Raw genomic sequence first — 13,345 nt, forward strand, 5'->3', positions numbered from 1 at the left:
TTTGTTTTTTCTGATAAATTTGCAAGCAATGGGTCATTGCTTGCAAATTCGGTTAATATACTTTAGCCGCCAAATTGAACCAAGAATAATGAAATGCTCGGTAATAAAGCAATCAAAACCCACGAGATAAATAGCGCTGTGAAGTAAGGAATGACAAACCGAACTAACTTACCATAAGGGATCCCGGTTACGCTACTTGCGACATATAAATTTAAGCCGAACGGTGGTGTGACAAAACCAATTGCAGCTCCGACTAAGAAGATAACTGAAAAATGAATCGGATCGACGCCAATGCCTGTGGCAATAGGTGCGAGAATTGGAGCTAAAATAATGGTAACCGGTAAGCTTTCTAAGAGCATCCCGGCTAAAAGTATAATCCCCATACACATAAATAAGACTGCGTAATAGCTTCCGAATCCATTAAGTGCGTTACCAATTATTTCACCGACTCCCATCATGGAAAGTAATTGTTGCATGACGACAGAAATCGCGATTAATGGTGCTAGCATCCCTGTAATCTGCCCTGATTTGAGCATCACAGAAGGAATGTTTTTGAAATGTAAGTCTTTGGTCAGAATACAGCCTGCGATAATTGTGAACCCAACGGTGAATGCAGCGGCCTCTGTTGGTGAGAATGCTCCAGAGTAAATGCCGTAGACGACTACACCAATAGTAATGAAGCCGAGGTAAGCGCGTCTTGCATATTTGAAACTGGTCTTTGCGACAAAAGGAATAACTGTTCCCCATCCTTGTTTTCGAGCAACTAGATGGCATGCGAACATCATCGCTAATACCATGAGGCTACCTGGCAGCATTCCTGCAATAAACAGATCCGTTATGGAAAGGTTCATCATGAAGCCATACACAATGAATATCACGCTCGGCGGAATAATAATTCCAACAGTTCCTCCTGATGCTGCTGTGGCTGCAGAAAATCTTTCGTCGTAACCATTCTTTTTCATTTCTGGAGCCATTATTGAGCCAATTGTGGCTGTTGTCCCAGCATTAGACCCGGAAATGGCTGCGAACATCCCACAAGCTCCAATCGCAGCCATACCCATACCACCACGAATGGAACCCAAAATAGAGTACGCAAAATCAGAGAGTCGTTTTGCAATGCCTGCAGCATTAATTAGATCGCCGGTTAGAATGAAAAGAGGTAATGCTAGTAAGCCGAAAAAGTTTAACCCCTCAAATAGCGTTACACCGATGTTAGCGAGGGTAAAGTCAATGACGATACTAACCCCAACAACCCATAGCCCAATGATTAAAAATATAGGGATGCCTGCTAGAAATAGAACCAAAACGATGACACTAATAATGCTAATCAAATCACCTTCACTCATGCTTCTTTCTCCGCTAATGATGTCTGGATTATCAATGGCTCATTATTTATGTACCGTTTACAATCTTGGAAGAAGTTCTGTATCACTCGATAGATTATTAATGTCCAGCCTACTGGTGTTGCCATATAAAACCACCACTGCATGACATCGTCAGTTCCTTGAACAATTGCAAAATTGTCGTAAGCGATCCTTACCTGATCCGTTGCAAAATAAAGAACGACGCCCGCAAAAACTAGCCAGAGAACGGCATCTAATATGAGGCATACAAATTGCGCTTGATAAGGGAGGCGTAATCTAATTTCGGTGAGCGATAAGTGAGTACGGTTTTTGACATTGACAGCTGCGCCGACCCAGGTAAGCCATAAAAATAGTAGTACAGGGATACTAGTGCTCCACGGAGCCTGAATACTAAAGAAAAAACGTCTGATTATTTCAACGAAGATAATGACAGTCATTATAGAGTAGCTGCTCACAATGAGATATTTTTCTATGTTGTTATCTAGCCAATACAAACACTTTTTGACTGAGGTTGCCGGGTGGACGGCAGTGCTGATGATTTCATTCATGATGTCATGCCTTAGTTTTATTTAATGGGTTGTCAGAGTATTAACCTAACCACCAACGTTGTGGTTTGACGTTGACTACCGCTGCGTCTTTAGGGAGTTCTCTAGCAATCCCGTGAATTTCTTTATAGATATCAATATCGCCTGCCCAAGCATTTAAACGATTACGCCATTTTTGCCATGGTTCTGGGTTATATTCCGGTGAGCATATTTGTTCAGCCTTAAATCTCTCTTCATCTGAAAGTGCAGCAAAGCGGATATTATTTTGTCGGAATTGCGTATTCTCGTTAGGGTGAGTTTGTGCACCAATAATTTCGTACAACCCACCTTCATTCATTCCGTGAGTAAAAATTTGTGCACAATATGCAGATTCCATGACCGCTTCTTTATGTTTATCGCTTAACTTTTCAAAAACGTCGTAATTCATAGCTGTACTCTCGTTGCCAGAGAACATGCGTAAATCGATCGCTTGAGATATTACTGATGTCATTCCTGAATATGCCGCTGCGCTCATCCAAGTTTCCGCACCATCAAGTAGTCCTTGTCGGAGCCCATCAATTGTTTCAGCCCAGGCAACTGGTACAGGGTTGAGATTGAGTTGCTCCATGGCGATACGCCCTAACTGGGTTCCTGTTACTCGGTTTTTGGTGCCTTGAATATCGGCTAGCGACGTAACCAAGGGTTTGTCTTTCCATTTGTTGCCTAACATGAGTCCACGTAAGTCACAGTGCGTGAATAGGAATTGAATGTTGTGGCGTTTACGTAATGGTTCACGAAACAATGATTCGCTTCGTTTGTCATAAAAAAAATGAAATTGCGAAGCTCGCGTAGGGAACATGTATGCAAAATCAAGAACATTCATGTATGGCGCACCAGCAGCGGAGTTTTGTGTAGATGCGGAATATATGTCAACGATTCCTTGCTGAGTTTTTCTTATACAATCCAATTGCCCACATAGTTGATTGGAGCCAAAGAATTCAACTTGTATTTCACCATTTGTTCTTTCTTCAAGATCTCTAGCGAAAAATAATTGTCCCGACTTTTGGATATCTAAGTTTTGTTCATTAAAGCCAGAGGCTCCAAACTTTAAGACTACGATTGGTTTTTTCTTTTCTCGAGTTCGAGATACGCTTTCCGACGCATTTGCCAGGCTACTTAAGGTAGCCCCTGTCCCTAATGTCCCTGCAGCGAATAAAGCTGATGTAAGCCCGGCACGCTTTGCAACATTAAAAAAGTCGCGTCGGCTATATGGTTTGTCTTTTGAAGTTCTCATGTACCCATCCTGATTCATGTAAATAGCCCAATTACACTTGTTTAAAAAATGTTAAATGTCCAAGTTGGATTGTTATTAGTGTGCGATAAGTCAACAAAAAACAATTCATATTCTCTCGATATTTACTAATTATTGTTATTGGTTTATGTTTTTTGGGACGCTTTGTCTCGATTTATGAAAATACAAAGGAGATTTTGTTATGGAAAGGTTGCATAAGGATGTGGGTGTCTTTGATTATGTTGTTGTAGGGGCGGGGTCGGCTGGGTGCGCAATTGCTAGTCGTTTAAGTGAGGATCCAGATGTTTCAGTGTTATTACTTGAGGCTGGTGGTCGAGATTGGAATCCTTGGATTCATATCCCGGTTGGTTATTTTAAAACCATGCACAACCCGTCAACTGATTGGTGTTATCTAACCGATCGTGATGAAGGTATTGATAATCGACAATTACAATGGCCTAGAGGCAAAGTACTTGGTGGGAGCAGCTCCTTGAACGGGTTGCTATATATACGTGGGCAAAAAGAAGATTATAACGACTGGGCGTCACTTGGTAATGAGGGGTGGAGTTATGACGACGTGCTTCCCTATTTTAAAATGTCTGAATGTCAAAGCCGAGGAAAAGATAAGTACCATGGCGTGGATGGGCCGTTGAAAGTGTCAGATCTTAGACTGAAACGGGATATTGCCGAACGATTTGTGGAGGCAGCTCAAGAGGTAGGTATTCCATGGAATGATGATTTTAATGGTGAGAACCAAGAAGGAGTAGGCTATTTTCAGCAGACAGCATTTAATGGGTTGAGGTGCAGCAGTGCAAAAGCTTTTTTAACGTCGGCTCGAAAGCGCCATAATTTAACAATATTGACTCATGCACATACCTCCAAGCTTGATATTGTCGATAAGACAGCAAAAGGTGTTGAATTTTTTTGCAATGGAAAAGCAATGTATGTTTCGGCAGCTAAAGAGATTATTGTCAGTGCTGGTGCAATTGGCTCACCGCAAATATTACAGTTGTCTGGAGTTGGCAACAGAGCGGAGTTAGAAGCAGTAGGTGTTGATTGCGTTCATCATTTACCTGGAGTTGGAGAAAACCTTCAAGACCATTTACAAATTCGTCTGGTCTACAAAACTAGTTGTACAACACTGAACGATGAGTTGAGAACACCTTTGCATAAACTGACAGTGGGAGTTAAATATGCTCTGTTTCGCAAAGGTCCTTTAACGTTGGCGGCTAGTCAGGTATGTATTTTCACTCAGTCTTCCTCTGACTTAACAAGGCCTGACATACAGTTTCATATGCAGCCACTCAGTGCGGACAAACCTGGAGAAGGAGTGCACCCATTTTCGGCCTTTACTACTTCGGTTTGTCAATTGCGTCCTGAAAGTCGAGGTCGTGTGAAGATCACCAGCAAAGACTACTCCGTGCACCCTAGTATCCAACCTAACTATCTCTCGCACCCTAAAGATAAAGCTGTTGCAATAAACGCGATAAAGGTAGCGAGAGAAATCACCGATGCGAGTCCTTTATCTTCGGTTATTTCTGAAGAGTTTGTACCAGGTTCAAAGTATCAAACGGATGAACAATTGTTGGAAGCTGCGACAAAATACAGTCAATCCATCTATCACCCCGTTGGTACTTGTAAGATGGGCAATGATGCAATGGCAGTCGTTGATAATGAGCTAAAAGTTCATGGGCTAAAAAGCTTAAGAGTAGCGGATGCATCTATCATGCCTATTATTGTGTCGGGAAATACTAATGCACCGTCTATTATGATCGGTGAAAAATGTGCAGCTATGATAAAAAAAGAAACTAGTCTGTCTAAATCAAAGTCAGCAAAATTGTGCGAAGAAGCGATTTAATGCATCGGGGCTAAATTTAATCTCTAGGTTAGATGTATTACAGCCCCAAATAGTGTTCCCTGCCAATAAGTCATTTGCCAAACCACTGACGAAAATACTCCCAAAAATTACTCTTATGAGTCTATATTTTTGTTCAGAGTAAAAAGAATGGTTGAGGCTCAGAATATCAATACCCTACATTTACCTCTTTTGTTTCGCTTCATCAATCCTATGCAAGAAGACTTATTGCGTCTATAACACGATAGGCGTGCGAATTGCCTGAATTTGAATGCAGGGGAGAGGGGCGGCTTCGGCGCCATACCCACAGCGCATCATTGTCATTTTATATTATTTCGTTACAATGCTCGGATACCTACAAATAGGGCATCTGTATTTGCTTCTATGTGGGTATATTTATTATGCATATATCCCCAATCAGCGTACTCGTTGATTGAAAGACATATATTAAACATTTTCATGTGTTGCTTGGTGTGCAACACCACTGTAAAGGACAAATAATGCCAATTATTACTCTTCCTGACGGTAGTCAGCGTCAATTTGACAACCCTGTATCAACTCTAGATGTTGCCCTATCAATCGGTCCTGGTCTTGCGAAAGCTACCATTGCTGGTCGTGTAGACGGCGAGCGTGTTGATGCTTGTGATCTTATCGAAAACGATGCAAGCCTAGAAATCATCACAGCTAAAGATGAAGTTGATGGCCTTGAAATCGTTCGTCACTCTTGTGCTCACCTTTTAGGCCACGCGGTTAAGCAGCTTTTTCCAGAAGCGAAAATGGCGATCGGTCCTACTATCGATAACGGTTTCTACTACGATATCGATCTTGAGCACTCTCTAACGCAAGACGATCTAGAAAAGATCGAAAAGCGCATGAAAGAGCTAGCGAAGACCAAATACCAGGTTGTTAAGAAGAAAGTTAGCTGGCAGGAAGCGCGCGACGCATTCGAAGCTCGCGGCGAGACTTACAAGATTGAAATCTTGGACGAGAACGTTTCTAAAGACGATCGTCCAGGCCTGTACCATCACGAAGAATACATCGATATGTGTCGTGGTCCACACGTGCCTAACATGAGCTTCTGCCAGCACTTCACTCTACTTAACGTAGCGGGTGCATACTGGCGTGGTAACAGTGACAACAAGATGCTTCAACGTATCTACGGCACTGCATTCCACGACAAGAAGGCACTTAAAGCTCACCTTGTGCGCCTAGAAGAAGCGGCTAAACGTGACCACCGTAAAATCGGTAAAGCGCTTGACCTATTCCACATGCAGCAAGAAGCACCAGGCATGGTGTTCTGGCACCACAACGGTTGGACTATCTTCCGTGAGCTAGAAGTATTTATTCGTCAAAAACTGACTGAGTACGATTACCAAGAAGTTAAAGGCCCATTAATGATGGACCGTGTTCTTTGGGAACGCTCTGGTCACTGGGATAAGTACGCTGAAGCGATGTTCACTACTTCTTCAGAGAACCGTGAATACGCTATCAAGCCAATGAACTGTCCTGGTCACGTTCAAATCTTCAACCAAGGTTTGAAATCTTACCGTGATCTACCGCTACGTATGGCTGAGTTCGGCTCATGTCACCGTAACGAGCCGTCTGGCGCACTTCACGGCATTATGCGTGTTCGTGGCTTCACTCAAGATGATGCTCACGTATTCTGTACTGAAGACCAAGTTCAACAAGAAGTTAAAGCTTGTATTGAAATGGTTTACGATACTTACACAACTTTCGGCTTCGAAAGCATCGTTGTTAAGCTATCTACTCGTCCAGAACAGCGTGTAGGTTCAGACGAAATGTGGGACCGTGCAGAGGCTGACCTTAAGCAAGCGCTAGAGGCAATGGACATTGCATACGAGATTCAAGAAGGCGAGGGTGCGTTCTACGGACCTAAGATTGAATTTACTTTGCATGATTGTTTGGACCGCGCTTGGCAATGTGGTACAGTGCAGCTCGATTTTGCATTACCAGAACGTTTAGGTGCTACTTACGTAGGTGAAGATAACGAGCGTCACACGCCAGTTATGATCCACCGCGCGATTTTAGGTTCACTAGAACGCTTCATTGGTATTCTTATTGAAGAATACGCTGGCTTCTTCCCAACGTGGTTGGCGCCAGAACAAGCAGTTGTAATGGGCATTACAGACAAACAGTCTGAATATGTACAAGAAATTACGAAAAAACTGCAAAAAAGTGGATTTAGAGTCAAAGCAGACTTGAGAAATGAGAAGATTGGCTTTAAAATCCGCGAACATACTTTGAAACGTGTACCGTTCATGCTTGTGTGTGGTGACCAAGAAATGGAAGCCGGCGAAATTGCAGTACGTACACGTAAAGGTAAGGACCTTGGCAAATTTAAAGTGGATGACTTTATTTCATACATCCAAGCCGAGGTTTCAAGCCGTAAGCTCAATCTGGAGGAATAGCTATTAAAGGCGGAAGACGTGGCCAACAACCGGCCAAACAAAACCAGCACCGTTTAAACGGTGACATTCGTGGCGTTCGTGAAGTGCGTCTAACTGGCGCAGACGGCGAAGCTGTTGGTGTAGTATCAATCGCTGAAGCGATGGAAGCTGCAAATGAAGCTGGTATGGATCTTGTAGAGATCAGCCCTAACGCCGAGCCGCCAGTTTGTCGTGTGATGGACTACGGTAAGTTCCTCTTCGAGAAGAGCAAAGCTGCGAAAGAGCAGAAGAAGAAGCAAAAGCAGGTTCAGATCAAGGAAATTAAATTCCGACCTGGAACTGATATTGGAGACTATCAGGTAAAACTACGCAACCTGACTGGTTTCCTAGAAGACGGCAACAAAGTGAAGGTAACAATTCGCTTCCGTGGCCGCGAAATGGCTCACCAAGAAATCGGTGTTGACGTTCTTAATCGTTTGAAAGCGGATACTGAAGAATTTGCAGTAGTCGAATCTTTCCCAACGAGAATTGAAGGTCGCCAGATGATCATGGTGTTGGCCCCTAAAAAGAAGTAATTAACGGCTTTGCAAGTAATTGAACCCTGCAGCCTCAGGTTGCGGGGTTTTATTCGCCCTAATTACTATGTTATTAACAACTCAACAATGCGGAGTTATTCATCATGCCTAAGATGAAAACCAACAAAGGTGCTGCTAAGCGTTTCCAGAAAACTGCTGGTGGTATTAAGTTTAAGCACGCTGGTAAACGTCACATCCTGACTAAGCGTACTACTAAGAACAAGCGTCAGCTACGTCCGAACTCGATCCTTCCTAAATGTGAAGTTGCTCAAGTTCTACGTATGATGCCATACGCTTAATTCTTTTTAGTTTATAAATTCGTTTAGTTTAGGAGAAGCATAATGCCTCGCGTAAAACGTGGTGTACAAGCTCGTGCACGTCATAAGAAAGTTCTAAAACAAGCTAAAGGTTACTACGGAGCACGTTCACGTGTTTACCGCGTAGCTTTCCAAGCAGTTACCAAAGCTGGTCAATACGCTTACCGTGACCGTCGCAACAAGAAACGTCAATTCCGTCAACTTTGGATTGCACGTATCAACGCGGCATCTCGTCAAAATGGTCTATCTTACAGCCGTTTCATCAATGGCCTAAAGAAAGCATCTATCGAGATCGACCGTAAGATTCTTGCTGACATCGCAGTATTCGACAAAGCAGCATTTGCTGTTCTAGTTGAAAAAGCGAAAGCATCTCTATAATTTAGAGTTAGCTTAAAGGTTTAAGAAAAGGAGAACTTCGGTTCTCCTTTTTTATTGCCTGTAATTTGGCTTTGCCATACTCTCTCGCATCTCGCATCTCGCATCTCGCATCTCGCATCTCGCATCTCGCATCCCGCACCTAATTTTTATTCGCTTGAACACGCATTCTGGTATATAAACATTTACCTAACCTTTAAATGTAAAGCGACCGAAATAAATGACCGCACCGACCACTATGACGTTCTTCGAACGTTTTGAAACTGACATCCTATCTGGCAAGAAGACGATTACTATTCGTGATGAATCTGAGCGAGACTACCAGCCAGGCAGTGTTGTGGAAGTATCGACGCTAGAGCAAGACCGTGTGTTCTGTAATCTTAAGATCATCAGCGTTGAGCCAATTTTGTTTGATGACTTAGGTGAGTTCCATGCTCAGCAAGAGAACATGACGCTGCAAGTACTGAAAGACGTGATTCAAGATATCTATCCAGGTATCTCTCAGCTGTATGTGGTTTCTTACGAGCTTGTGTAGCCCGCTTTAAATAGAATTGGTTGATCAATACCGCGTCTAACGCAGAGCAATGAGAAAGAGAAGTCACAATGAATGAATTACAGAATGAAACAATTCAGAAAATTTTGCTCCAACTTTATTGTCGTGAGCAAACTGAGCAGCCGTTAATTTCTAGAACTGATCTCAACATTGCTCTTTATGATAGCGAAGGCTTTCTAGCGTGGCGTGATACCAAGCGTGACTTCATTGTCAGTGATATCGAGAATCGAGTTTGGGTGAAGAGCTGTCCCGGCGGTTACATCACTGAAGTGCACTTCAATGCTGACGGTTCTTTGATTGAATATCGTTTGTTCGACCGATTTGAAACAACAGGGCAGTGGCAACTAAAAGATGGTTTGTTACACGTCGAGATTCTGAAGGGTGAGAACCGCTACCAGTTTGCTGTTGTGGCTCGTGCTGATCTTAATATTCACTCTGCAGTGGAATATAAAAATGGTGAGCTGCACTCGTATCTGAAATTGGTGCAGGCTGAGCGTTAATCCCTTTTAGCCAACCTTGCTTGTCCATTAAAATTAGTGATATTCCAAGAACAACAAAGCCAACAGTGATGTTGGCTTTGTTGTTTTCAATTCGACCGAGTACTTCTAATCAACGCGCTATTAAGCTATTAAGCTATTAAGCCATTAAGCCATTAAGCCATTAAGCTTTGAAGTTCGCTAGTTGACTATAAAGCTCGCTGTCTTGATCTTGCTTTGCACAAATCGTCAGTAGGTCTTCAATAAAGTACTTTAATGCGCGAGCTTCGATACGACGAATGCCTTGTTGCTGTGCTTCAGTTAGGTAGCCGTAGATAGTTGCCGCTCCAAAGTCGCCAAAGATCATCTGACCTTGTTCATTAACCAAAGTGTTGTGAGCGTATAGATCACCATGACAGACCTTGTTGGCATGAAGGTGTTCAAACACATCAATCATCTGCTCTGTAATGCTATTGATTTGAGCAATTGAAAGTTCGAAACCTTCTGGGAAAGTATCACGCGTGCAAGTCTCGAGTGTTGGTGGTAGCCCTAGGTTGTAGTAGCTGTTTGGAATGAGTTCCATCACCAAAGCTAGGTAATCTTGTTCCTCTACTTGGGCGATAGATTTTACCAAGTTGTTATGGTGTCCAGCCTGCAAGCACGCTTCCAGTTCATCATGTGGGTAGCCGTCACTGGTGACTTCGCCTTTAAACACTTTAACCGCCACTTCCTGTGGAAAATCGAAGTCGCTGTTTAGCCAGCTTGCATGCGAGATCACGCCAGATGCGCCTTGGCCAAGTACTTGATTCAGTGAATAGCTTTGAGAGCTAACCGCAGGCACGCTATCTAAGCTGCTAGGGTGTTTGCAAAACGGGTTACCCGCAAACGCTAACCAAGCCAGTTTTGGTAGCTTGATAAGGAACTCTGGGAATTCAGTCAACTGGTTTGCAGACAGGCGAACTAGCTCAAGGTTGGATAGGTTTTCCATGCTTTCTGGTAACTCGCGAATCTTGTTACCCGCCAATGCCAGTTTCTGTAGTCGCGGTCTTTCACCTAGTGAGCTAGGCAGGGCCTCAATCTCATTGTCGGTCAGGATTAACCAACGTAGTTGAGTCGGCAGAGATTGTTCGCTAACGGTTTTGATTTGGTTGGTTTTGAAGCCAACCATTTCGAGCTTAGGAAGTGACCCTAGAACATCAGGCAGGTGCGTAAACAGGTTATTCGACGCGAAGATAATACGCAGGTTAGTTAGCTTTGATAACTCGGCTGGTAGGTCTGACAGCTGATTACCTGAAAGGTCTAGGATCTCAAGAGAATCTGCAAGCTCTATGATTTCTAGAGGGAACTCTGTGAGACCTTCTGATAGTTTTAGACGCTTAATACCTTTAAGTTGCCCTGATTTTAATTGTTCTAGAGTATGCAAACCTTAGCCTTATGAATAGATGTTCGAGGCGAGTAGTTTACTTGTCTCAACCGAGAAAGGCGAGTATCCGGAAGAATACTCGCCTAACTAAGCTCAGTGAACGAATTTACGAAGGTTAAAGCTGTATATGGTTTTGGCTAACGCCGACCTCCTCAACAAAATCGCTATCATGACTGACCAAGATGAATGCGCCTTGGTATTCACGCAGAGCCGAAGCCAATATTTGCTTCGAGTCTATGTCCAAGTGATTGTCTGGTTCATCAAGCAAAAGAAGTGGGGCATCCTGTTTATGGCTGACGATCAACATCGCCAGCTTCATTTTCTCGCCACCACTGAGGCGATCGACTTTTCGATATACCGAGTCACGCCTGAATCCAATTCCCGCTAGCAGTGTTCGCGCATCGCTCTCTGTTAATACAAAGCTATGCGTTATTAAACTATCGAACATCGTATCGTTGGTGTCTAACAGGCCAAAGTGTTGATCCAAATAGACGGTCGCCCCTAAGCGCTTAATCGAGCCTTTATAATTGGCGTGTTGACCGTGAATCGCTTTTAACAGTGTCGACTTTCCACACCCGTTAGCACCGGTTAGATAACACCGTTCCCCTTGTGATAAAGAGAAACTGATTGGCGCACCAGAGCCGTAAATAAGGCGGCAGTTTTCAACGGTTAACAAAGAGCTCTTTTTACTGTTATTACTCTGTTGTAGATACAAGGCCTGTGGTTTTAGTTGTTCCTTTTGTTCTTTAAGAGATTGAAGCTTATGTTGGTTTTGGTCCTTTAAGTTCTTTTGACTAGTGGCTGATGCTCCTTGCGTTCGTCCTGCTTTATCTTTCATCGCATCCAATAATATCTTGGGTTGGCTACCGGACTTTCTGAGTCGATTACCTTGAGACTCACGTTGCTGTGCTTTTTCCTTATTAGCTTGAGCTTGGCGCTCCAGTCGTTTCTTTTCGGATTGGTGATGTGCAATCTGTTTATCTAGTGCATCGGCCTGATTCGACATTTGTTTGAAGTAGTCATCGTAGTTTCCTTTATAGAAACGTAACCCCAAACTGTTGAGATGGTAGATACCTTCCATTTGTCTCAATAAGCTTCGATCATGGCTGACGACAAGTACCTTACCTTCAAACAACTGGCATTGTTCTAGTAGCCAATTGCGTCCGTCGTTATCCAAATGGTTCGAAGGCTCATCGAGGATCAGTATGTCGTTATTTGATACGAATAGCTGATGAAGCTGTAACAGGGCGAGTTGCCCACCACTCAAAGAGCAACAAAGTGTGTTCAAATCACGAGTGATCTTTAATGTACCTAGCAACTGCTGGGTACGCGCCTCTAAATCCCAATCATCGCCAACGATATTGAAGTGCTGCAGTTCACAGCTACCTTGTTCTATGGCGCTTAACGCTTCTAACTTTTCGGTGAGTCCTAAGAAGTCAGCGATGGTGATGTTGGTATCCAGTAGCGTTGATGGTAACTGAGAGTAAAAGCCGATTGAACCTTGGCGCGAAACACTGCCCGTTGTGGGCTGTTTTTGTCCAACGAGCAACGAAAGTAACAATGACTTTCCAGCCCCATTTCTTCCGACTAGGCCTGTGAGGCTAGTGCTCAAATTAAAGGTGATGTTTTTGAATAACCACTCACCAGTATCGAGTTGGAATGAGAGATTATTGGCTAATATAGTCGGCATAGAAATACCTCCCTTTACGTGTAAACGAGTAAAAGGGGTGAGGCGCTTTTCTGTGCAAGCTCCTGCTGGATGCTAACAACAGATCGCCAAAGGCGTTACTTAGATAGATGACCAATGAAAGAGAGAAAGCGGTATTGAGATGGTTCCTGTCTTTGAGGTACTGATCTTAAAGATGTTTGTTTGTCAAAAAACGGATCTTTAAGAGCTTGATTTGTCGCGAAAATAGATGATGAAGTAACGCCCACTAACCCCGAGTGTCCAAATGATTTTTATAAAAATAAATCGGATGTCAGGATGTTAGTACTTCATTATGGCGTTATTCTCTTTTGAAATGATGGTGGGATGGTACTGAAAGAAAGTACTCTGAGTCAATATGTTGAGGTGATTAAATTGTGTTCAAATAATTAAAGCGCCTTTGTGGCGCTTTAGTGATCATTATTGGAAATCAGTTGAGTCTAGAACTTATATCTTTGGGTTTAGAGCTTAGAGCTTAG

Annotated in this window: 12 protein-coding genes; 7 read left to right on the plus strand and 5 right to left on the minus strand. The window is 43.2% G+C overall.

The genetic code is table 11. The features are described from left to right. Nucleotides 1-62: 62 nt before the first annotated feature. The 3 genes from AB4517_RS14780 to AB4517_RS14790 are packed head-to-tail and all read right to left on the minus strand — an operon-like array spanning nucleotide 63 to nucleotide 3,182. The gene (locus tag AB4517_RS14780) at nucleotides 63-1,346 is read right to left on the minus strand and encodes a TRAP transporter large permease (RefSeq protein WP_017059782.1); all 1,284 of its coding nucleotides are present in this window, start codon (nucleotides 1,344-1,346) and stop codon (nucleotides 63-65) included. Continuing rightward, nucleotides 1,343-1,912 (minus strand): TRAP transporter small permease, encoded by a 570-nt coding sequence (locus AB4517_RS14785; protein ID WP_017059783.1) that lies wholly within the window; start codon nucleotides 1,910-1,912, stop codon nucleotides 1,343-1,345. Before AB4517_RS14785 ends, AB4517_RS14780 begins: the two co-directional genes overlap by 4 nt. Before the next feature lie 40 nt (nucleotides 1,913-1,952). Next, a complete protein-coding gene (locus AB4517_RS14790) occupies nucleotides 1,953-3,182 on the minus strand; it encodes a TRAP transporter substrate-binding protein (protein ID WP_198594319.1) in 1,230 nt (409 codons plus the stop codon). Between the two features lie 199 nt (nucleotides 3,183-3,381). On the opposite strand from AB4517_RS14790, the gene AB4517_RS14795 reads away from it, so the two are divergent. The 7 genes from AB4517_RS14795 to AB4517_RS14825 all read left to right on the plus strand — a co-directional run bounded on the left by AB4517_RS14795 (nucleotide 3,382) and on the right by AB4517_RS14825 (nucleotide 9,762). Next, entirely contained in the window at nucleotides 3,382-5,037 is a 1,656-nt protein-coding gene (locus AB4517_RS14795) for a choline dehydrogenase (RefSeq protein ID WP_017059785.1), read from the plus strand. Nucleotides 5,038-5,534: 497 nt separating this feature from the next. Beyond that, nucleotides 5,535-7,463, plus strand: coding sequence for a threonine--tRNA ligase (thrS, locus tag AB4517_RS14800; protein WP_017059786.1), 1,929 nt, complete (start codon nucleotides 5,535-5,537; stop codon nucleotides 7,461-7,463). A 2-nt stretch (nucleotides 7,464-7,465) separates the two neighbouring features. After that, nucleotides 7,466-8,017, plus strand: a complete 552-nt coding sequence (infC, locus tag AB4517_RS14805; RefSeq protein ID WP_076654893.1) for a translation initiation factor IF-3 — start codon at nucleotides 7,466-7,468, stop codon at nucleotides 8,015-8,017. Nucleotides 8,018-8,121: 104 nt separating this feature from the next. Beyond that, complete coding sequence (gene rpmI / locus AB4517_RS14810) at nucleotides 8,122-8,316, plus strand: 50S ribosomal protein L35 (RefSeq protein WP_004738430.1); 195 nt, start codon at nucleotides 8,122-8,124, stop codon at nucleotides 8,314-8,316. A gap of 42 nt (nucleotides 8,317-8,358) precedes the next feature. Continuing rightward, nucleotides 8,359-8,712: a 50S ribosomal protein L20 gene (gene rplT, locus AB4517_RS14815; RefSeq protein WP_004733517.1), complete on the plus strand. Its 354-nt coding sequence runs from the start codon at nucleotides 8,359-8,361 to the stop codon at nucleotides 8,710-8,712. Between the two features lie 217 nt (nucleotides 8,713-8,929). Continuing rightward, nucleotides 8,930-9,244, plus strand: coding sequence for a N(4)-acetylcytidine aminohydrolase (yqfB, locus tag AB4517_RS14820; RefSeq protein ID WP_017063603.1), 315 nt, complete (start codon nucleotides 8,930-8,932; stop codon nucleotides 9,242-9,244). A gap of 68 nt (nucleotides 9,245-9,312) precedes the next feature. Then, entirely contained in the window at nucleotides 9,313-9,762 is a 450-nt protein-coding gene (locus tag AB4517_RS14825) for a hypothetical protein (protein ID WP_372148532.1), read from the plus strand. A gap of 160 nt (nucleotides 9,763-9,922) precedes the next feature. Here the strand turns inward: AB4517_RS14825 and AB4517_RS14830 are convergent, their stop codons facing one another. Beyond that, a complete protein-coding gene (locus AB4517_RS14830; RefSeq protein ID WP_372148533.1) occupies nucleotides 9,923-11,161 on the minus strand; it encodes a leucine-rich repeat-containing protein kinase family protein in 1,239 nt (412 codons plus the stop codon). Nucleotides 11,162-11,276: 115 nt separating this feature from the next. Next, nucleotides 11,277-12,851, minus strand: coding sequence for an ABC-F family ATP-binding cassette domain-containing protein (locus AB4517_RS14835; RefSeq protein ID WP_372148534.1), 1,575 nt, complete (start codon nucleotides 12,849-12,851; stop codon nucleotides 11,277-11,279). Between the last annotated feature and the right edge of the window lie 494 nt (nucleotides 12,852-13,345).

Source organism: Vibrio sp. 10N.222.52.C3, assembly GCF_041474195.1.
Lineage (GTDB): Bacteria > Pseudomonadota > Gammaproteobacteria > Enterobacterales > Vibrionaceae > Vibrio > Vibrio crassostreae_C.